Raw genomic sequence first — 20,947 nt, 5'->3', positions numbered from 1 at the left:
AATGAGTATGAAAGCTTTAGCAAAAAAACTAATTGCTGTCATGAAAGACTGCGGATATGTGATGAAAAAAGGGGAAAACAAGTACCATGGGTATACGTATGCTACCAGTGCCGACGTACTGGAGAAAGTGAATGCGGCGTTTGTCCAATATAGAATTGCATCTGCGGCGGTACCGGAATTACTCCGATTGGATGATATTACCACGGCAAAGGGAAATATAGAGAAACTGGCAACGGTGCGGATGGATATCCAGTTAACAGATATAGAATCAGGGGAAACGATCCAGATCACAGGACTGGGCAGCGGGCAGGATGCCGGAGATAAGGCAGTCATGAAAGCCCAGACAGCAGCGATTAAGTATGCCTATCTCCTGAGCTTTGCTATTAGTACCGGCGATGATCCGGAAGCCGACTGCCATACGGATGAAATAACCGCTGCTCTGGAAGAAAAAACAGGGCACCGTCATCAGATGCAGTCGGTACTGAACCGAACCCGGCAACCTACCCGGCAGCCTGTTTGCAGTGTCTGCGGTACGGTAATCACGGAAAAGGTACTCCAGTTTTCCAAGGATAAATATGGCAGAGCCTTGTGTATGGACTGTCAGCGAAGTGCAAAAGGGATAGCGTGACATCGGAGACAGCGTATGTATGTGAACATTCAGCAGATACAGGCGAACCTGAGGTATTAAAATTATGAGATAATATGAGAGAATCACCACAGGTATCCGACCCTTCTCGCATGTGAAAAAGGAGCAGAAAGCAGCCAGTCCTGCCTTTTGCTCCTTTTTATTTTTAAGAGAAGATTCTATATTATTTATTGCATTTATGTAGGGGGAATAAATAAAAAGAAGAGGTACTGTACAGCGGGATATATCGTGGTATAATAAATTCCAGACTGCAAAAGTAGTGATTGCTGTAATTTATACTAAAGGAGTGACGTAGCAAATGATGTATTAATTACCTTATTATATAATGTATTATTATAGATTGAGAAAAAATGATATAGGAGATGACATCATTTTTATGATGAATAATCAAAGAGTTGAAGATACACAGGACGTTGTAGCTGTGTCTTTTTTAAGTTCATTATATACTGTGGTTAGAATCGTACATCCTTTTTCTAAAGAAGTAATTGTAGATTATAGCAGGAAGGAGTCACAGTTTTTTAATGGATGCTGTATCTGTTCCAAAAAACAGGCTTATCCTTGTAACCAAGATGGCTGTATGGCGGAAAAAGCATATATGGAAGAGAAAGGATTACATAAATTAGTCCGATATCACCATAAATTGTGGCTGGTTGCCGTAATCCCGCTGTTATATAAAGCAAAACCAAGTGTACTGGAACTGGTAAAAGATGTGACAAGTGCTTTAACAATTGAGGATGACGAATATAGGGAAACGGTTTTATTTCAACAGTTTTTTATGCAAATGAATGATACAATCGTTAAGGATAAATTAACGGGGCTGTATAATAAAAAGTATCTGTACTCCCGGCTGGACCGGGATATTCGGGAAGCAGCCGCCAATCAACAAACCGTATCACTTTTATTTATAGATTTAGATAAATTTAAATTGATTAATGATGACTGCGGACATATGGAAGGGGATCAGGTACTGGCGGATGTAGCAAAAATATTCTGTAATACGATTCGGATAAAAGAGGACTGGGCGTGCCGCTTTGGCGGGGACGAATTTATAGTATGCTTGAACAACGTGAAGGAAGCGTCTGCGTATCAGATTGCTGAACGAATTCGGATCAAAATTTTTCAATTACGGAAAAATAAAGAACCAGGTATTTCAGCATCTATTGGCGTGTATACAATAAACATGAAAAAGACGCTGAAAAATATGTCCATGGAAGAAATAATAGATATGGCAGATAAACAGATGTACCTTGCAAAAAAACGGGGAGGAAACTGTACGGCAATGAACTGGTAGTGTTGTGTAGATGGTGGACGAACTAGTAAAGAGTACCCGGGTACTAAAAGTAAAAATACGGAAACTGGATAGAAGCAGAGTTCATGGGAAATCCCGTGAACTCTGTTTTTATCCCATCAAGCAGGACTTGATAGGATGGTGTGGGCGGTATTTTGGATGCAAATAAAGGGCATATATTGAGAAAACCTTAGGGTACAAAGAAGATAACGCGACACTGAAAACAGCGTATGTATGCGGATATCCAGCGGGTATATGCGAACCTGACATGCTGAAAGTATGAGATAATATAAATAAGAAATAAAGCGGGTATCAGGCTCTTTCCAGTATTAGGATAAAAAATAGAAGGCAGCCAGCCCCACTTTCTGTTTTTTTTATGTAGCAAGTAGAAAAAATAGTGGGTATCCGAACAAGAGGTGATAGTGTTGTATGCAGATAAGGATACTGTGTTTAAACAGATAGGAGCTAAAGTTGCCTATTACCGGAACATCCGGCATCTAACTCAAAAAGAATTGGCAATACTGGCGCATGTCAGTGTCAGTTCTATCGGACGGATTGAACGAGGGAAATATAACCATAATGTGCCAATGTCGATTCTGATTGATATTGCTAATGGTTTGGGGATTGATATTTCTCTGCTGGTTACCTTCGAAGAAAAAGAAAAACAGATATGGTGGGAAGAAGGCGGGAATATAGGGGCTAAATAATAGAAAAAATGAAGAAATAATTTAATGTTGTAGCCGGTATTTTAAAAGATAGGAGAAATCATATTATGTTAAACAGGAAATTAAGCCGTATGATGAAAACAGGGATTATTCTATTGGCAATATTAGTTTTAGGAGTCATCGGGTATACAGCAAAAAATGTTATGGGTAACCAACTGTTACCATCCAGTCCGCAGTATGTAGTATCCCATGCTATTGATGCATATAAACAGCATGATACTAATACATTTAATAACTATGTCGATATTAATGCTGTTTCAGCTAGTGTAAATACTAGCTGGCATGATTATAAAAAGAACAGTTTTAATAGAGCATTTACGTCATGTCCAGCAAATAGTGAACCTACGTTTAATAGATATATCAACGATATAATTGGTGGAAAATTAAAATTAGAACAGCAGAACACCGAAGGTAACATAGGAGTTGCTTATATTTTATTGAATATCAGTGATTATAAAATTATTAATATAAAAAATATTGCTGATGATAGTAAATCATTTGATCTTGTTGCAAAAGCAGTAGGGAATAGTGCTATAGTTATTCCCATGACGATAAAGAAAAGTGGAGATGATTGGAAAATTAATTCCGTCAATGTTACTAATTTATTTGTTTCCTATGATAATGAGGTTAAAAGACAGGCAGTAGAATTTGATAAAGCATCAAAACCGTATGATGAAAAAATTAAAAATATTACAGGGGCGGGTGACGTTAGTTTAAATACAGAAATGGGTCTATTTATTGAAGAACGTACAGTTAAAGATAGAATAAAAAAAGGAGAAGAAACTGAAAAATTATTAAATACAAAAATCGATAAAATGAATCAATTAATTGATTTGGTTAATGGCGTTCCTGATACGAATGAAGTAGGTAAAATCTATAAGTTTTATTCTTTAAATATTTTAAATTATGCAATTAAAAAGTTTACCATTCAATTGCAGGCAGTACAAAAAGTTAATGAAAATTATAGAAATGCAATAAAAGATGGATCTGCATTCGATACTGGAATAGTATCTGTAAATAATAAAAATATAGATATCTATGGAGAGGTTGATAAATCTGTCAAGCAATTAGGCTATGTAGATGGTTCATTTAAAGCAATTAAAGCAATTGACGAGTTGGCTAAATAATGAAAAGATATTGGGATACTGGCGAATAGCCGGAAGCCCTATATTAACACGTTCCATCACAAACGAAAAGCTCGCATCGGCCGGATATTATGACTTCCCGAGCCAGTACGAGCGATTGCGAAAACACCACTCAAACAATTGAAACGCCGTTACCAAACGGTACGTACGGTGTTGTGAGAGGTCGGTCACTCAATTAATGGGTGACCTCCTACTCGATTTTTGGTTGCTCAATTCGTCGCTCAAAAAAACAAAAATTGACATAAAAATTTGCAGATGTCTGCTAACCGATGGTTAGCAGATATTTTTTTATGTCGTAAAAATATATATTTGTGTATAATAATGCTTTTATAAATAACATGGGGAAAATTGCAGTGGATTGTCGGCGTTTAGGAGTAGGTGATGCTTCGCCTTGTGATAGACTACGCTTGTGGAAAAAAATTACAGGAAGGAGGTGATATAAATGACCGGGACGCTTCGCCGTAAGAAAGGTGGCCGGGAAAAATATTGGATTTTAACAATCGACATGGGACGCGATAGACTGGGTCATCAACAACGTCGACAAAAGACAGTATTCGCTGCTAATAAAGCTGATGCGCAAGATCAATTAACTTCTTGGATGGAAGAACTTCGCATGTTAATACCTGCCACACAGCAGACAGTATCTGTCTTTTCTGAGGAATGGATAGTGCAATATTCAGTAAAGCAGAGATTAGCACCACGAACGATAGATTCATACCGACGACTTTTGGAGACACATATAAAACCTAATATAGGAAGTCTAAAAATGGTCGATGTTACGCCTATTATTTTAGAAAAACTTTTTACTGATTTATCAAATCAGCGAAAAGCGGTTAAACAAAGACGGTCTGCAGACAAAACTTTAAGTCCAAGAACCGTAAGGGGCATTTACTTTTTGGTCAGCAGAATTTTTCGCACGGCCTTTCGATTGGGACAGATTCCCAACAATCCAATGGAAAAAATTGATGCACCAAAAGGTGGGTCAAAGAGGCCACAAATTTTCGATCAAGATACTGTAAATCAAATCTTTTCTGTCCTATTCAGTGAAGACAGCGTCTTCCAAATGATTGTTTTATTGGCGGCTACGACTGGTTGTCGTGAGGGAGAGATATTAGGATTATCTTGGAATGATTATGATCCGACACAGCAAACATTTTTTGTCCATCAAACGGCACAGTATACTGTGGAGAAAGGCACTTACATATGGCCGCATACCAAAACAGAAAACAGTAAGCGGTACATATATATTATACCGCAGCTGTTATCGATGATAGAGGCGGCGAAGACAGAATTTGATAACATAAAAAATGTTGGGGGCGATGGCTGGAATAATTTAAATCTAATTTTTTATACGCCAGAAGGTGGTCCAGTTCGGCCAAACTATATTTCGAATAAATTTACGAAATTTATTCGCCGTCACGGAATCAGGCACTTTCGATTCCATGACCTTAGAGGATATTTTGCAACGCAACTGATGATTCAGGGATTTTCTTTGCCTGACATTATTCAGAGAACCGGTCACAGTAAGGCATCTACACTACTTGATTATTACGGTCATGCAATGACGAATAATCAAAGTAGAATGAACAAGGCGATTACCACTTCTTATGAAAAACTTGAGAAGAAGAGTGATGGGTGATCTAAACTTCACCTACACTTTTCCCGTTTTCCCGGGTTTGACAAATATATAATTTTTTTAGGAGGTTTTATTTATGAGCAAGGCACATTCAGTACATTACGGCATTTATATTTCTTTTATGCGTAAAGGCGGCATGGAAATTGTTAAATCGTTAGGGAGTTTTGATTTTAGCGGAACCGATAAGGTTCCAAAAGAGATATCGGATTATTTGATGCGAGATACGATCAACCTGGGGTTGTACAACAATAATGATAATGAAGATGATGACATAGATCAATAAAAGTGATGACAAACAAGAGTTGGTACGAAGTATCAGCTCTCATTGTAGCTAAGGTGTAATTTACAATTAGGTGTGACATTTGTCATACTGGTTTAACAAGAAACGAATTCATGGAAGTTTGGGTTATAAAAGTCCTGTGGAATTTAGGCAATCACTCATCTAAAAAATTGTCCAAAAAAGTGTTGCCAATCCATTAACTATCATAGAAGACTTTATTTACAGACTTTTATTCATAGGCTCAATTTAAAAAACATATAATCAAGTCAAAGCATCTGAAATATCAAACTTAATATAAACCCGCTTCCTAAAAAATATATAGGAGGCGGGTTGTTCTTTTTATAAAATTAAAGATTTTCTTATTTTACAATTTCATCAGATCGTTACTGATCTATCAAAAATTCACACTAATATTGGATAGACAGTTAAAAATTTATAATTGTTTATAAATTGATTGTAGAACTGTATAAACCTTGCCATTTTTTTATGCCGGTATTGGTTAAAACGTCACTGTTTATCAGGATGGTAATATTTTATCCATTGTTGCAATAAAAGGTAAATTGTGTTATTGACGCACGAGAAGGTTTTGTTTGCAACTACGTACATGGTTTAATTAAAGTATCCTATCATAGTTATTACCTAAATTAGATTTAGAAAATCAACATAATTCAATTTGGGTATTAGAATTAATTTCGTTATATATTTTTTCCGACACCCAAATAGTTTCCAAGTGCAATGTATCCAAAATTCGAACAATACGTGGATTGGTGATATCTATTTGACTACAACATCTAGTAGCGGCGACAATAGCTTCTTTTTCGGTATTCATAATTACTGGAATTCGGCCTGCATTAGGATTTCCAGAAGCAATGACGTTAGCATATGTTGATACGTGATCAATTTTATCATACATGGACTTGGTAATGAAATTTGCTAATCCTACACCGCAGGCATTACCATGAGATGCATATGTCAAATCTAAGATAATGATTTGTTGTATTGTGGGACCATTGAAACCTAACATGGGACCTTTTGTTGTTCGTCCAATAATATTAGTGTCCATACCAGCACCACTAATATCTTTACCAATTTTTTCAATGATTAATACATCAATTTCTGGAACCATAATGCGAGGCATTAATTGTTTTGCTTTTTTTAGAAGTTTTGGTTCTTCGGTCATAATTTTGTTGGCTTTAATGGCTTTTATTTGATATGTTTGGTCATAGGCGTTTTCTAAGATAGCAACTCCAAATCCGATATTTGCTTTTTTTAGAAATACTTTTGCTACAGATGGTATAAGATTGTGAAAATTCTCAAAACCTTCTTGATGTAACCGACTGCAACCAATGTGTTTTCCAAGGCCAATAGCCATCATTTTACAGAGACCACTTTCAAAATCCCCTATAAAATCGGTATGAGGTTTGATTCGATTGATTAAAACAATCATATCTGCTTGGTAAGCATTTTTATCCATATATACAGGAACCCCATCATCGGTTTGTCCAATTTGAATGACATCCATTGTAGCAAGAACTGGTATTCCTATTAAATCTTCTACTATTCCCATTGAGGCTAATATTTGCTTTTGTCCATCTGTGGTACCGCCACCGTGACTGCCCATGGCTGGTACAATAAAAGGGATACCGTTAGCTTTTTTTATGCAGTTACCTACGGCTCTAACTATTGTAGATAGGTTGCGAATACCTCTACTTCCTACCGCAATAGCAATTCTTGAGCCTGGTTTTATTAATGTGATAATTTCAGGGGTGGTTATTTCTTCTTGGACTTTTTTTCGATATCGTTAATTTTAGCGGTATCGAATTTTTGTCTTATATGGATCATTTTTGGTAATGAAAGGTTTAATGCGTGTTCGGGTAATATGGGCATTATAAAACCTCCTTATAAAACAACTCGTATAAAATATCTTCAAAATTATTATTATGATATTATATTTTTAAAAAATATAAAAATATAATATCAATAATATATTTTTTTAGTAAAAAGTCAATCATTATAATAAGAAATTTAAATAATAAAATAATAGAGCATAATAAAGAACACGAACGTATTAACCCAACTGACTTCAGTCGGTTAATAAAAAGTATTTTACTTAATTAAAGAATTAGATAATAAGCTGAATTAACTACGCTTTTATAAGTGATATACGTTGTAAAATACAGGATTCAAACCAATGGATTAGGTGTGGACTGGGAATGTATCCGTGAAAACGATGGAAGAAAATTTCGTATACTCAAATGGATCTCGGGTTGATTAAATAACATATTAAAAAATATTATTTAAAATTAAGAATAGGCATATATTACATGTAATATGAAGATATTGCAATATTATAATAACTGAAGGGTATTGACTAAAAATGCATTTTCTATTATTATAAAAAGTAGATATCATAATATGAAAAAATGGAGGAATGAATTTATGATAGAAATTAGATGGCATGGACGTGGTGGACAAGGTGGTTTTACCGCGGCTCGTTTACTGGGAATGGCAGCAGCACAATATGATGAATGTTATGCACAAGCATTTCCATCTTTTGGACCAGAACGGAGAGGGGCTCCCGTATTAGGTTTTACACGTATTGATAAATCCCCAATTCATGATCATAGTAAAGTGTATGAATGTGATTATGTTGTTGTTTTGGATGAAAGTCTACTAGAAACGATTGATGTAACACAAGGAATTAAACCGCATGGGCGATTATTAATTAACACAACAAAAAAACAAAAAGATTTTGCAAAATTAGGTGTTTCCGAAATTTTTACTATTGATGCAACAGCGATTGCTTTGGAAATATTACATCAGCCGATTACAAATACCGCTATGTTTGGCGCTCTTGTTGCAATATCGGGAATTGTTTCATTAGAAGCGGCTAAGATTAGTATTTCATTGTCCATGGCACCTAAATTAGTTGAAAAAAATCAAATGGTAGTAGAAAAAGCATATTACTTATTTAAACAGGGGGCATCATTATGAACAAACCAAAAGTTGGAAAATTTGTATATCCAGCTTCAGAAACAGAAATGCCAATTGGGCCATATGTAAAGGCGGGAATATTGGTAGATATTAATGCGGGTTGGAGAACATTTCGCCCAATATTGGATAAAGAAAAATGTATAAAGTGTCAGACTTGTTGGATTTTCTGTCCAGAAGGAGTTATTGATCGGACAGGAGATAATTTTGAAATTGATTATGACTATTGTAAGGGATGCGGTATTTGTGCTAACGAATGTCCTAAAAATGCAATTAGTATGAGAAAAGAAGGTGAAAATAGTGACTAATCAAGAAAATGCAATACATAGAACATTCATATCAGGAAATGATGCTGTTGCTTATGGTGTACAACTTTGTCGGCCAGAAGTTATCGCATCTTACCCAATAACACCACAAACGACTGTAGTTGAAAAACTTTCAGAACTTGTAGCCAATGGAGAACTGGATTGTCAATATTTTAATGTAGAAAGTGAACATAGTGCTATGGCAGCTACCATGGGAGCCGCTATGACTGGATGTCGTACTTTTACGGCAACTTCGTCACAAGGATTATTGTATATGTGTGAAATGTTAAATTATGTTAGTGGTAGCCGATTTCCTATTGTTATGATGAATGCTAATCGTACAATTGCTGCACCATGGAATATCTATGGAGATCATCGTGATTCTATGGCTATGCGAGATTCCGGGTGGATGCAAGTTTATGTAGAAGATGGACAAGAAGCTCTGGATAGTATTATCCAAGCATATAAATTAGCTGAAAATTGTGATGTTTCAACTCCTGTTATGGTATGTGTTGATGGGTTTGTGTTGACTCATACATATGAATTGGTGAAAGTGCCAAAACAGGAAGAAGTTGATGCTTTTTTGCCTAAGTATACTCCTACAGATAATATTTTAGATTTAGATCATCCGCGTGGTTTATGTATTTCTGTATCGCCGGAATGGCAAACTGAATTTAGATATCAACAATATAAAGCGATGGAAAAAGCAAAAGAAATTATTCCAGCTATTGATCAGAAATTTAATAAAGCTTTTGGTCGATTTTATGGAGGACTTATTGAAGCTTACAAATGTGATGATGCTGAATATGTTTTAGTGGGTTTAGGAAGTGTTACAGGGACAATGAAAATTGTTGCTGATTCATTACGTGAAGAAGGTATTAAAGCTGGTGTACTAAAAATTAGATTTTATCGTCCGTTTCCTAATGAAGCAATACAAAATATTATTAAAAATCAAAAGGGAAAAGTACATATTAAAGCTATTGGAGTTATTGATAAAGCAGTTTCTTTTGGTAATCATGGTCCGGTTTACAGTGATGTTAAGGCGGCACTTTCAGGCTTCTTATTTCCTAAATTAAATTTTATTGCAGGATTGTCAGGTCGAGATATTAAGAAAGAAGATATTAAGGAAATGTATCAGAAACTAATTTGTGTTAGTCATGGGGAAGAAACGACAGAGATTCAATTTACTGGATTGAGGTGGAAAGAATGATTAATGTAAAAGAAATTCCAGACCAAGAATTGTTGTATGGACATAAAGCTTGTCCTGGTTGTGGAGCAGCTATATCTTCAAGATTAGTTATGAAAATTATCGGACAGCGGACATTTTTGGCTTATCCGGCTAGCTGTATATCAACTGTTACTAGTATTTATCCACAAATGAATTTTAACGTACCATCTATGACGGCACCCTTTGCAGCAACCGGAGCGGTGCTTTCTGGAATGAGAGCTGGGGTAAATGCAAAAGGGATAAAAAATATTACAATTCTGGGAATTGCTGGCGATGGTGGAACGGCAGATATTGGTATTCAGTCGTTATCTGGAGTCGTGGAACGAGGGGACGATATTGTTTATATTTGTTATGACAATGAAGCATATATGAATACGGGTGTACAGCGCAGTAGTTCTACTCCATATGGTGCGACAACTACAACGACGCCAGCTGGAAAAAAGTCAGGCGCTATCGGTGAACAAAAATTCAAAAAAAATCTGTTTGATATTATGGTGGCACATCGCATTTCTTACTGTGCTACAGCTAGTATAGCGTATCCATTGGATTTTATGAATAAAGTACAAAAAGCAAAAGATGTGAAAGGTCCCGCATTTATTCAAGTCATGGCTCCGTGTCCAACTGGGTGGGGCTTTCCAAGTAATCAGACTGTGGAAATTGGGAAATTGGCAGTACAAACCGGATTGTGGTATTTAGCTGAATATGAGAATGAAAAAGTAACTATTAATATAGTTCCTAAAATATTTAAACCAATTGAAGATTATTTGATGAAACAACGTCGATTTAAACATCTGAAAGAAAAGGATTTGGCCGTTATTAGAGAATGGCGTGATCATGAATGGCAGTTTATAAAAAAAAGATATTTAAATATGTAAATATAAAGGAGACGAATAATAATGATGAATAAAGAACAGTATATGGCAAGTTTGCAAAAACTTCATCCAATTATTTATTGCAATGGTAAGCGTATAGAAAATGTTGTCGAAGACCCGATGACTCGACCTCATGTAAATTCTGCCGCAATGACATATGAATTGGCTTGCGATCCCGCCTATGAGAATCTAATGACGGCTACATCTAGTTTGACGGGTAAAAAAATTAACCGTTTTACACATCTTCATCAAAGTGCGGAAGATTTGGTGAAAAAAGTAAAAATGTTGCGTATGATTGCTCAAAAAACAGGAACTTGTTTTCAGCGTTGTGTAGGATTGGATGCCATGAATGCCACTTATATTGTTACTCATAAAATTGATCGTGAATGCGGAACAAATTATCATGAACGTTTTACGAATTTTATGAAATATGTACAGGAAAATGATTTTATGGTAGCGGGTTCTATGACAGATCCTAAGGGAGATCGCAGCAAAAAACCGGGAGATCAAGTGGATCCCGATTTATATGTGCATATTGTTGAAAAAAAGAAAGATGGAATTATAGTCAGAGGGGCAAAAGCACATCAGACGGGAATGGTAAATTCTCATATGATGCTTATTTTGCCGACGACAAATCTTGGTAAAAATGACAAAGATTATGCAGTTGCCTGTGCAATTCCTGTTGATGCGGAGGGAGTTACTCATATTTTTGGACGTCAGACTAATGATACACGAAGACTTGAAGGTGATATTGATACGGGTAATTCAGAATATGCCATTGTTGGAGGAGAAACTTTGACTGTGATGGACAATGTTTTTGTTCCTTGGGAACACGTATTTATGTGTGGAGAATATCAGTATGCGCAAGAATATGTGGAAAAGTTTGCGTCGTATCATCGTCAAAATTATGGTGGTTGTAAAGTTGGAGTAGCCGATGTTATTATCGGTGCTACTGCAACCATGGCTGAGTATAATGGTTGTCCGAAAGCATCACATATCAAAGATAAAATTATTGAAATGATACATATGCAGGAAACCATGTACAATTGTTCTCTCGGGTGTTCTTACGAAGGAACTAAGACAGAGGCGGGTACATATTATGTAAATACGTTATTAGCGAATACCGTTAAGTTAAACTGTACGCGATATATGTATGAAATCAGCAGATTGGCTCATGATATAGCGGGTGGTTTTATTGCTACACTGCCATATGAAAAAGATTTAAAAAATAGAATTACAGGGCCGTTAATTAAAAAATATTTTGCAGCTAATCCAAACGTGACAACGGAAAACCGCATCCGGATGGCTCGCCTTTTAGAAAATATGACAGGTGGTACGGCATTAGCAGAGTCGATGCACGGAGCGGGGTCACCACAAGCAATGCGCATTATGTTATATAGAGAAACAAATATTGAAGGAAAAAAGAAAATGGCAAAACAATTGGCAAAAATTAAGGAGGATTAATGAGATGGTACAGTTAAGAGAAGCAGTAGTTGTCAGTGGAGTACGAACGGCTAACGGTGTATTCGGAGGTAGTTTGAGCGGAATTGATGCCCCCGTATTGGGATCTCTGGTGCTTAAGGAAGCGTTGAATCGTGCACACATTGAAGGGAAAGAATTAGATGAAGTTATCATGGGTACACATTTTCAAGCAGGAATCAAAGCTAATTCAGCTCGACAAGCGTCAATTTACGCAGGTATTCCAGTAGAAGTACCTGCATGGACACCAAACAAAAATTGTGGTACAGGTCTTAAAGCTGTTAATTTGGCAGCTCAGATGGTCATGATGGGGGAAGCAGATATTATTGCAGCTGGTGGATGTGAAACTATGAGCCGTATCCCTTATCTTATTCAAGGGCATCGATTTGGTATTAAAATGGGATCTAGTCAACTTCTTGATTCTATGCTATATGATGGATTGGTTGATCCATTTATGAATTATCATATGGGTATTACTGCAGAAAATGTTGCAGTTAAATGTGATATTACTCGGCAAATGCAAGACGAATTTGCTTTTCGTAGTCACGCACTTGCTGCGAAAGCAGAAAAAGAAGGTAAGTTTATTGATGAAATTTTACCGGTTGAAGTCAAAAATAAGAAAAAAAAATTTATGTATGATCATGACGAAACAATTCGGCATGATATTAGTTTGGAAAAACTAAGTGCCTTAAAACCTTGTTTCAAAGAGGGAGGAACTGTAACCGCTGGCAATGCATCTGGTTGTAATGATGCAGCAGCAGCAGTTATTATTATGTCTAAGGAAAAAGCAATCCAATTAGGACTCAAACCGATTGTTACATTTCGAGCGTTTGCATCGACTGGTGTTGATCCTTCTATTATGGGATATGGACCAGTACCAGCTATCACGAAACTGCTGAAAAAAGCAGATTTGACAGTTGACGATATTGATTTATTTGAATTAAATGAAGCATTTGCAGCGCAAGCAGTAGCCTGCGTTAAAGATTTACATATAGATATTAATAAAGTTAATGTTAATGGCGGCGCTATAGCCCTGGGACATCCAGTTGGTTGCACGGGAGCACGACTGCTTGTTACATTGATGAACGAATTGACGCGGACACAAAAACGATATGGAGTTATCAGCCTTTGTATTGGCGGAGGCCAGGGAATTGCTACACTTGTTGAACGGTGTAATTAAGAATAGAAAGAAGATGAGATTAATGGCTATTCAAAAAATTTTTGTTGTTGGTACAGGTACTATGGGAGGGGGTATTATTCAAACTGCACTGCGGGCTGGATACCAAGTTATGATGAATGATATCAGCGATGAAATTATTCAAAAAAATTATAATAAAATTGTGAAGGCATTTGAAAAAAATGTGGCAAAAGGCAGAATGACAGTTGATGAGAAAGAACAATGTTTACAGTATTTGATGCCAGCACATGCTCTTTCCGATGCTCGAGATGCGGATCTGATTATCGAAGCTGTCTTGGAAAATCCGGAATTAAAAGGAAAAGTATGGACACAACTGGATGCAATTTGTAAACCAGAAGCGATTTTTGCCAGTAACACATCATCTATTTCCATTACGCAATTAGCTGCTAATGTAAAGCGACAGGATAAATTTATTGGCATGCATTTTTTTAATCCAGTCCCAGTAATGAAATTGTTGGAAATCACTGTTGGTTATAACACAAGTGACGAAACAAAAAAAATAGCAGAACAAGTAGGAAAAACAATGAATAAGGTAACGGTTACATCGAAAGACAGTGCAGGCTTTATTGTTAATAGGATATTGGATCCGATGCTTAATGAAGCGATTTTCATGCTTGATGAAGGTATAGGAACGGCAGAAGATATTGATAGAGCGATGATTAATGGTTGTAACCATCCCATGGGACCATTAGCATTAACAGATCTAATTGGATTAGATGTGTTACTGGCTATTATGGAGGTCCTTTATCATGAATATGGTGATAGTAAGTATAGACCAGCACCACTTTTACGAAAGATGGTACGAGCAGGTTATCTGGGGCGTAAAACGGGGAAAGGATTCTTTACTTATTAAAAAGGAGAAATGTAAAAATGGAAAATATAGCAGTAAAAAAGACGGATGGAATTTGTTTGATTACAATTAATCGTCCTAACGTACTAAATGCATTGAACACATCGACTTTATTAGAACTACAGTTAGCAGTGAGGGATGCAGCTGATGACAAACAGGTACGAGTTTTGATCATTACAGGGGCTGGTGAAAAATCATTTGTTGCCGGTGCTGATATTTTTCAAATGAGCCAATTATCTTCATTGGAAGGCAGAAAAATGACGATGATTGGACAACATGTTTTTGATTTAATTGAAACACTTGAAAAACCAGTTATTGCTGCTATTAATGGATATGCTTTGGGTGGTGGTTGTGAATTGGCTATGGCTTGTGATATCCGTGTGGCTAGTGAAAATGCAAAATTTGGACAGCCGGAAGTAAATTTAGGCATTATTCCAGGATTTGCAGGAACACAACGATTATCTCGGCTTATTGGTAGAGGTAAAGCTAAATACTATATTTTTACAACAGATATGATAATGGCGGATGAAGCATTGTCACTTGGACTTGTCGAAAAAGTAGTTCCTTTTGATAAGTTGATGATTACTTGTAGGAATATTGCAAAGAAAATAATGGATAAAGGGCCGATAGCTATTCAAATGGCTAAAAAAGCAATTAATACTGGTCTTGATATTGATATGCGTTCGGGTATGGCTTACGAGGCAGAAGCTTATACAACCTGTTTTGCGACACATGATCGTATTGAAGGAATGACAGCTTTCTTAGAAAAAAGAAAGGCAAAGTTTGAGGGAAAATAATTATGAAAAATCCTTTTGCATCATTGCATATACTTGATTTTACCCATGTGTATTCGGGACCTTATTGCACAATGTTATTTGCTGATTTAGGAGCACAGGTTCTAAAAATAGAAAAACCTGAAGAGGGGGATGATTCTCGTCATTATTTGCCCTTTAAAAATGGGCAAAGTGGATATTTTATGTATTTAAATCGAAATAAAAAAAGCATGACTCTTAACTTAAAGAGCAAAGAGGGGAAAAGAATTGTTTTATATTTAATAAAAAGGAGTGATATTGTTGTAGAAAATTTTTCCCCCGGTACAATGAAAAAGTTAGGATTAGATTATAAAGAAGTAAAAAAAATTCGACCTAATATTATTTATGCTTCTATCTCTGGGTTTGGTCAAAGTGGGCCATTATGTGGAAAACCTGCTTTTGACATTGTTGCTCAGGCCATGGGGGGAATGATGAGCATTACAGGATTTCCAGATAGACCACCAGTAAAATGTGGGGCTTCTATATCAGATGCTAATGCAGGAATTCATGCGGCTTTTGCCATTATGGCGGCACTATATAATCGTGAAAAAACTGGGAAAGGTCAGTATATTGATGTAGCCATGATGGATACTACTGTTTCTATTTTAGAAAATTACGTGATGCAATACACACTAAATGGTATTGTTCCAAAAAGGAACGGGAATGAACATTCTGCATCCGCCCCTTTTGATGCATATCAGACAAAAGATAACTATGTTGTTATTGCTACTGGTAGCAATAAATTGTTTGAACGACTTATTAAAGTTATGCATTGTGAAGATTTGATTTATGATTCCCGATTTGCAACAAATATTTTACGCAAGAAACACTATGCTGAATTAAAACCAGTTATTAGTTCCTGGATGGGAAAATACAGTACGAATGATATTATTACTTGGCTAGACAAAGCGAAGGTACCTGTAGCACCCATATTATCTATTGCAGAATTGGTCCAACACCCTCAGCTACAGATACGAAATATGATGGTAGATGTAAATCAGCCTGGTGTTGGAAATATTACAATGCCAGGTTTTCCTATTCATTTTTCTGAAATAAATGGATCAGTACGAACTCCATCTCCTTTATTAGGGGAAAATAATGAAGAGATACTGAAAAATATATTACATTATGATGAAAAAACTGTTCAGAAATTAAAAAAGGAAAAAATTATATAAATTCTAAATGCAAGAATAAATTATTTTAAATTGTCTATGTATTTTTTATTTGATGCATATTAAGAACTAGTTACTAGATGTTTTTTGTAATATAGTATGACGCTATTCTGAAAAAGGAGAATTTATTATGCCAATTTTAAATTTATTCGATTTGGAAGGGAAAAAAGCTATTATTACAGGTGGTGGTCGTGGATTAGGTAAAGGTATGGCAGAAGGATTATGTGAAGCTGGTGCTAAAGTTGTAATGATTGGTTCCAGTCAAAGTGTTGTTAGAAGTGCTGAAGAATTTCGTAAAAAAGGACTTAATGCGATTGGACTAGTTGGTGATTTATCAGATGAAAATAATGTATCTATAATATTTAACAAAGCTTTCAATCAATTAGATAAACATATTGATATCTTGATAAACAATGCAGGGATACAAAAACGTCATAAATGTGACGAATTTTCATTGGAAGATTGGGATAGAGTATTACAATTAAATCTCAATGTTGTTTTTATGCTTTGTCAACTTGCTGGTAGAAAAATGCTTAGACAAAAATATGGAAAAATTATTAATTTAGCTTCCATGCTAAGTTATTTTGGTGGTGTTACTGTACCTGCTTATGCGGCTAGCAAAGGAGGAGTTGTCCAATTAACTAAAGCCTTATCTAACGAGTGGTCTCAACAAAATGTTCATGTAAATGCTATTGCACCTGGATATATGGATACTGAAATGAATGTAAACTTATTAAACGACAAAAAACGTAATATGGAAATATTAAACCGTATTCCTCAGAAAAGATGGGGTACACCAGAGGATTTGAAGGGGATTGCTGTGTTTTTGGCTTCACCTGCGTCAGATTATATTAATGGTGCAATTATTCCTGTCGATGGTGGATATTTGGGAAGATAATTTTCTAATGTTCAAAGTCCATGAGGTTTTCTTTTGAGGATAAACGCTGTATGCGTTGTTATATGTAAATATAACTGATAAATGTAGCATATTTCAATAATGCAAACGTTAAAATCGAAGGATAAATGGTTTACAAAATTTTTATGTATTGGGGAAATTTATCATTTTGTATTTTTTATGTCAATTTTCTGAGGTCTTATCATAAAATTCTATATTTATGGAGGTGTGAAAAATGAATTTTAATAAAGTTGATGAAAAAGTTGTAAAAAGATTAAAGGAGGTTGTAGGTGATAATTATGTTTTAACAGATCCAGAAAAAATGGAATCATATTCTCATGACGAAGTTACCGGTGACAAGTATAAAAAAATGCCGGAAGTAGTTGTTTTACCTGCGAATGCATTAGAAATAGCATCTATTGTACAATTGGCCAATGAAAAAATAATTCCTATTGTTCCTCGGGGAGCGGGTACTGGTTATGCAGCATCATCTGTTCCTTTTTTAGGAGGAATTGTGGTTTCAACGGAACGTATGAATCATATTTTAGAAGTAGACGAAGAAAATATGATTATGGTTACTGAACCTGGAGTACGAACCGGAGAGGTACAAACAGTAGCAGCTAAACATGGATATCTCTATGCTGGAGATCCTTGTAGTGGAGATAGTTCTTTTATAGGTGGTAATGTAGCAACTAATGCTGGTGGTAATAAAGCGGTTAAATATGGGACAACACGTCAACAGGTGTCAGGAATTGAAATAGTTACCCCAAAAGGGGAAATCACAACCTTGGGTGGAAAATTAAAGAAAGATTCTACAGGATATTGTTTGACACAGCTAATGATAGGGTCAGAAGGCACGTTGGGTATTATAACAAAAGTATATCTTAAATTAATGCCAAAACCGAAAAATGTTATGGATTTACTGGCTGTTTTTCCGACATCACAACAAGCAGTCAAGGCCGTACCTAAAATTATTCATTCGGGCATTATGCCTCTTTGTGTTGAATTTATGGCAAATAATAGTATTAAAACTTGTGAAAATTTTTTACAAGAAAAATTGCCACATAGTGATGTGGGAAATTATATTATTGTATCTGTTGAAGGGGACAATGAACAAGTTTTAGAAGAACAATGTATGCTCATAGATGATATTTGTTCACAAAACAAGGCATTAGAAACTCTGGTAGCGGATTCGGAACGAATCTGGAAAGCTCGTAAAAGTTTTGGTGAAGCTGATCGTGCTTGTAGTTTAATTTTTTCTGCAGAAGATATAGTTGTGCCACCATCACAGGTAGCAAATATGGTTGAAAAAATGCAGATAATTAGTAAAAAATATGGTATTGCTATTAATTGCGTAGCACATGCAGCGGATGGTAACGTGCATGCCGATATTTTGAAAGAAAATATGGATATTGAGATATGGAATGAGTTATTGCCCAAACTTCGGCATGAAGTGTACACCTATGTATATTCTATTGGCGGGAAACTTTCAGGAGAGCATGGTATTGGTTATAAAAGAGTGCATTTGTTAGAAGAATTTGCTAATCCAGTAGAACTTAAAATGATGAAAGCAGTAAAAAAAGCATTAGATCCAAATAATATTATGAATCCGGGAAAAGTAATACAAATCTGAGGAGGTTATTATAATGTCACCATTAACTAATGCAATAAAATCAACCAATGTTCGTTGGCATGTATTTTTTACACTTTTTGCTTTATGTACGGTTAATTATGTGGATCGTGCTGTATTATCTATTTGTATGCCTGATATTCAATCAGATTTATCTCTTGATCCAGCTATTGTAGGACTTGTCTTAAGTGCGTTTTTTTGGGGATATGCGGCAATGCAGATACCTGTTGGGTGGCTTTTAGATAAGTTTCATGCAGATAAATTAATTATTTGTTCAGGAATTTTATGGGGAATATTCCAAATTATTACAGGTGCATTTGCTGCTTCTGCAAAAATGTTTATGGCGTTACGTGTAATGCTGGGAATTTCTGAAGCACCTATTTATCCTGGTGGTACAAAAATGCAGTCGATTTGGTTGACGTCCAAGGAACGTGGTCGAGGTTCAGCATTGATGGATACAGGTGCAGCGCTTGGTAATGCTATTGGTGGTCCAATTGTTATCCTTTTTATGGGATGGTTTGGCGGCTGGCGTGGAGCTCTAATTGGTGCAGGTATTTTTACGCTTTGTATTGTTCTTGGTGGAAGCCGCTTTTTGAAAGGTACACCAGATACAAATCCGTATATTAATGAAACGGAACGTAATTATTTAAAAAATGAACTGGAAAAAGAATATCATTCAGAAGCAATAAAAGAAGGGAAAGTTGAAAAAGTATCTTGGACGAAGTATTTAACGAGTCGTAATTTTTGGTGTATGATAATTGGATTTTTTGCACTTGATTCATATTGGTTTGGATTGATGACATGGGGGCCTAATTATTTGGCACAAGCTCAAGGTTTAGACATTAAAGCCATTGGTGGAGCCGTATTGATGATTTTTGGTGTAGGTGTTGTTGTTGAATTGATTGGTGGAGTTGTCACTGATAAATGGCGGGCTTCTGGAGCTAGCCTGAATAAAGTTTTAAAAACTATTATGTGTACTATGGCAGCTGGGATGGCTATTAGTATGTATTTTTTAAGTAGAGCTGATTCAATAACAAGTGCCTTAGTCTGGTTGACGTTGGGAGTGTCTTTTGAAAGATGGTGTGGTATGTTATTTTTTGTTATTCCTCCTACTATTTCTCAGAAAAATCATGTTGGTACAGTGGCAGGCAGTATGAATTTTGCCGGTAATATGGGTGGTGTTTTGATTCCTATTATTATTGGATTTATTGTATCTATGACAGGTTCTTATTTTGTAGCTTTAATGATGTTTGTTGGTTTTGGTGTTGCTATTATTATTACAACACTATTACTCGATTTTGATAATAAGGTCGGAAGCGATATTCAAGCACAATCAGTTGCTGGAGTAACAGCTAAACAAACAGAATAAGTACTGTTATTTTAAGGAGGATTTTTATTATGAATTTTTTAGCAAGTGAAGAAAATAAGGATATTGCTAAATTAGCGGCTGACTATGCGGCTAAAAAGTTAGCATCGACGATACATGATCGTGATGAAAAAGAAATTTTTGACCGAGACTTAATTAATGGAATGGGGAAACTAGGATTATTAGGTATTCCGTATCCGGAAGAATACGGGGGAGCCGGATCTGATTTTTTAAGTATGGCAATGGCATGTGAAGAGGTTTCTAAAGTTGATCCCTCTATGGGATTGAGCTTTGAAGTTCATACGACGCTGTGTTCTTGGCCTATTTATACATTTGGGACGGAAAAACAAAAATTAAAATATTTAACGCCGCTTGCAAAGGGTGAGAAACTGGGTGCTTTTGGTCTTACAGAACCTAATGCCGGAACAG

General features: G+C 35.8%; 20 protein-coding genes and 1 pseudogene. 20 read left to right on the top strand and 1 reads right to left on the bottom strand.

The genetic code is table 11. The features are described 5' to 3' along the window. The first annotated feature begins 7 nt into the window (after positions 1–7). The 7 genes from BLR11_RS08280 (at position 8) to BLR11_RS14745 (ending at position 5,886) form a co-directional block, all read left to right on the top strand. Positions 8–628 (top strand): ERF family protein, encoded by a 621-nt coding sequence (locus BLR11_RS08280; protein ID WP_091650596.1) that lies wholly within the window; start codon positions 8–10, stop codon positions 626–628. Positions 629–1,022: 394 nt separating this feature from the next. After that, the gene (locus BLR11_RS08275) at positions 1,023–1,937 is read left to right on the top strand and encodes a GGDEF domain-containing protein (RefSeq protein WP_176762923.1); all 915 of its coding nucleotides are present in this window, start codon (positions 1,023–1,025) and stop codon (positions 1,935–1,937) included. A gap of 422 nt (positions 1,938–2,359) precedes the next feature. Beyond that, positions 2,360–2,641 (top strand): helix-turn-helix domain-containing protein, encoded by a 282-nt coding sequence (locus BLR11_RS08270; RefSeq protein WP_176762922.1) that lies wholly within the window; start codon positions 2,360–2,362, stop codon positions 2,639–2,641. Positions 2,642–2,706: 65 nt separating this feature from the next. Next, a complete protein-coding gene (locus BLR11_RS08265; protein WP_091650590.1) occupies positions 2,707–3,786 on the top strand; it encodes a hypothetical protein in 1,080 nt (359 codons plus the stop codon). Between the two features lie 460 nt (positions 3,787–4,246). After that, positions 4,247–5,443: a tyrosine-type recombinase/integrase gene (locus BLR11_RS08255; RefSeq protein ID WP_091650585.1), complete on the top strand. Its 1,197-nt coding sequence runs from the start codon at positions 4,247–4,249 to the stop codon at positions 5,441–5,443. Positions 5,444–5,516: 73 nt separating this feature from the next. Further along, a complete protein-coding gene (locus BLR11_RS08250; protein ID WP_091650583.1) occupies positions 5,517–5,723 on the top strand; it encodes a hypothetical protein in 207 nt (68 codons plus the stop codon). A 79-nt stretch (positions 5,724–5,802) separates the two neighbouring features. After that, positions 5,803–5,886, top strand: coding sequence for an IS3 family transposase (locus BLR11_RS14745; protein ID WP_143006417.1), 84 nt, complete (start codon positions 5,803–5,805; stop codon positions 5,884–5,886). Between the two features lie 492 nt (positions 5,887–6,378). On the opposite strand, the pseudogene BLR11_RS08245 reads toward BLR11_RS14745, so the two are convergent. After that, a pseudogene (locus tag BLR11_RS08245) lies at positions 6,379–7,503 on the bottom strand (nickel pincer cofactor-dependent isomerase, group 22); the annotation flags it as partial. 656 nt (positions 7,504–8,159) lie between these two features. On the opposite strand from BLR11_RS08245, the gene BLR11_RS08240 reads away from it, so the two are divergent. From BLR11_RS08240 to BLR11_RS08180, 13 genes are all read left to right on the top strand, one after another. Further along, positions 8,160–8,714: a 2-oxoacid:acceptor oxidoreductase family protein gene (locus BLR11_RS08240; RefSeq protein WP_091650578.1), complete on the top strand. Its 555-nt coding sequence runs from the start codon at positions 8,160–8,162 to the stop codon at positions 8,712–8,714. Beyond that, positions 8,711–9,019 carry a 4Fe-4S binding protein gene (locus BLR11_RS08235; protein WP_091650575.1) on the top strand — a complete coding sequence of 103 codons (309 nt, stop codon included), beginning with the start codon at positions 8,711–8,713 and terminating at the stop codon, positions 9,017–9,019. The genes BLR11_RS08240 and BLR11_RS08235 overlap by 4 nt, the downstream gene beginning before the upstream one ends. Then, positions 9,012–10,226, top strand: coding sequence for a transketolase C-terminal domain-containing protein (locus BLR11_RS08230; RefSeq protein ID WP_218118751.1), 1,215 nt, complete (start codon positions 9,012–9,014; stop codon positions 10,224–10,226). Before BLR11_RS08235 ends, BLR11_RS08230 begins: the two co-directional genes overlap by 8 nt. Next, positions 10,223–11,119, top strand: a complete 897-nt coding sequence (locus BLR11_RS08225; protein WP_091650572.1) for a thiamine pyrophosphate-dependent enzyme — start codon at positions 10,223–10,225, stop codon at positions 11,117–11,119. Before BLR11_RS08230 ends, BLR11_RS08225 begins: the two co-directional genes overlap by 4 nt. Positions 11,120–11,140: 21 nt before the next feature. Then, positions 11,141–12,580: a 4-hydroxyphenylacetate 3-hydroxylase family protein gene (locus tag BLR11_RS08220; RefSeq protein ID WP_091650569.1), complete on the top strand. Its 1,440-nt coding sequence runs from the start codon at positions 11,141–11,143 to the stop codon at positions 12,578–12,580. Between the two features lie 4 nt (positions 12,581–12,584). Continuing rightward, positions 12,585–13,775, top strand: coding sequence for a thiolase family protein (locus tag BLR11_RS08215; protein WP_091650566.1), 1,191 nt, complete (start codon positions 12,585–12,587; stop codon positions 13,773–13,775). A 22-nt stretch (positions 13,776–13,797) separates the two neighbouring features. Further along, entirely contained in the window at positions 13,798–14,646 is an 849-nt protein-coding gene (locus BLR11_RS08210; protein ID WP_091650563.1) for a 3-hydroxyacyl-CoA dehydrogenase NAD-binding domain-containing protein, read from the top strand. Positions 14,647–14,663: 17 nt separating this feature from the next. Then, positions 14,664–15,440 (top strand): enoyl-CoA hydratase-related protein, encoded by a 777-nt coding sequence (locus BLR11_RS08205; RefSeq protein ID WP_091650561.1) that lies wholly within the window; start codon positions 14,664–14,666, stop codon positions 15,438–15,440. 2 nt (positions 15,441–15,442) lie between these two features. Further along, on the top strand, positions 15,443–16,630 hold the full coding sequence (locus BLR11_RS08200) for a CaiB/BaiF CoA transferase family protein (RefSeq protein WP_091650558.1): 1,188 nt from the start codon (positions 15,443–15,445) through the stop codon (positions 16,628–16,630). A 127-nt stretch (positions 16,631–16,757) separates the two neighbouring features. Then, a complete protein-coding gene (locus BLR11_RS08195; protein ID WP_091650555.1) occupies positions 16,758–17,525 on the top strand; it encodes an SDR family oxidoreductase in 768 nt (255 codons plus the stop codon). 232 nt (positions 17,526–17,757) lie between these two features. Next, complete coding sequence (locus BLR11_RS08190) at positions 17,758–19,155, top strand: FAD-binding oxidoreductase (protein WP_091650552.1); 1,398 nt, start codon at positions 17,758–17,760, stop codon at positions 19,153–19,155. A gap of 13 nt (positions 19,156–19,168) precedes the next feature. Further along, the gene (locus tag BLR11_RS08185) at positions 19,169–20,521 is read left to right on the top strand and encodes an MFS transporter (protein WP_091650550.1); all 1,353 of its coding nucleotides are present in this window, start codon (positions 19,169–19,171) and stop codon (positions 20,519–20,521) included. Positions 20,522–20,550: 29 nt separating this feature from the next. Continuing rightward, the coding region (locus BLR11_RS08180) for an acyl-CoA dehydrogenase family protein (protein ID WP_176762921.1) at positions 20,551–20,947 on the top strand (397 nt) is incomplete at its 3' end.

Source organism: Megasphaera paucivorans, from assembly GCF_900103535.1.
Lineage (GTDB): Bacteria > Bacillota > Negativicutes > Veillonellales > Megasphaeraceae > Megasphaera_A > Megasphaera_A paucivorans.
This window is presented reverse-complemented; position numbering and strand designations above follow the sequence as displayed.

Bases quoted from the DNA above. Each gene is read 5' to 3' on its own strand.
- BLR11_RS08280 (WP_091650596.1), top strand. From the start codon at position 8: ATGAAAGCTTTAGCAAAAAAACTAATTGCTGTCATGAAAGACTGCGGA.
- BLR11_RS08275 (WP_176762923.1), top strand. From the start codon at position 1,023: ATGATGAATAATCAAAGAGTTGAAGATACACAGGACGTTGTAGCTGTG.
- BLR11_RS08265 (WP_091650590.1), top strand. From the start codon at position 2,707: ATGTTAAACAGGAAATTAAGCCGTATGATGAAAACAGGGATTATTCTA.
- BLR11_RS08255 (WP_091650585.1), top strand. From the start codon at position 4,247: ATGACCGGGACGCTTCGCCGTAAGAAAGGTGGCCGGGAAAAATATTGG.
- BLR11_RS08250 (WP_091650583.1), top strand. From the start codon at position 5,517: ATGAGCAAGGCACATTCAGTACATTACGGCATTTATATTTCTTTTATG.
- BLR11_RS08240 (WP_091650578.1), top strand. From the start codon at position 8,160: ATGATAGAAATTAGATGGCATGGACGTGGTGGACAAGGTGGTTTTACC.
- BLR11_RS08235 (WP_091650575.1), top strand. From the start codon at position 8,711: ATGAACAAACCAAAAGTTGGAAAATTTGTATATCCAGCTTCAGAAACA.
- BLR11_RS08225 (WP_091650572.1), top strand. From the start codon at position 10,223: ATGATTAATGTAAAAGAAATTCCAGACCAAGAATTGTTGTATGGACAT.
- BLR11_RS08220 (WP_091650569.1), top strand. From the start codon at position 11,141: ATGATGAATAAAGAACAGTATATGGCAAGTTTGCAAAAACTTCATCCA.
- BLR11_RS08215 (WP_091650566.1), top strand. From the start codon at position 12,585: ATGGTACAGTTAAGAGAAGCAGTAGTTGTCAGTGGAGTACGAACGGCT.
- BLR11_RS08210 (WP_091650563.1), top strand. From the start codon at position 13,798: ATGGCTATTCAAAAAATTTTTGTTGTTGGTACAGGTACTATGGGAGGG.
- BLR11_RS08205 (WP_091650561.1), top strand. From the start codon at position 14,664: ATGGAAAATATAGCAGTAAAAAAGACGGATGGAATTTGTTTGATTACA.
- BLR11_RS08200 (WP_091650558.1), top strand. From the start codon at position 15,443: ATGAAAAATCCTTTTGCATCATTGCATATACTTGATTTTACCCATGTG.
- BLR11_RS08195 (WP_091650555.1), top strand. From the start codon at position 16,758: ATGCCAATTTTAAATTTATTCGATTTGGAAGGGAAAAAAGCTATTATT.
- BLR11_RS08190 (WP_091650552.1), top strand. From the start codon at position 17,758: ATGAATTTTAATAAAGTTGATGAAAAAGTTGTAAAAAGATTAAAGGAG.
- BLR11_RS08185 (WP_091650550.1), top strand. From the start codon at position 19,169: ATGTCACCATTAACTAATGCAATAAAATCAACCAATGTTCGTTGGCAT.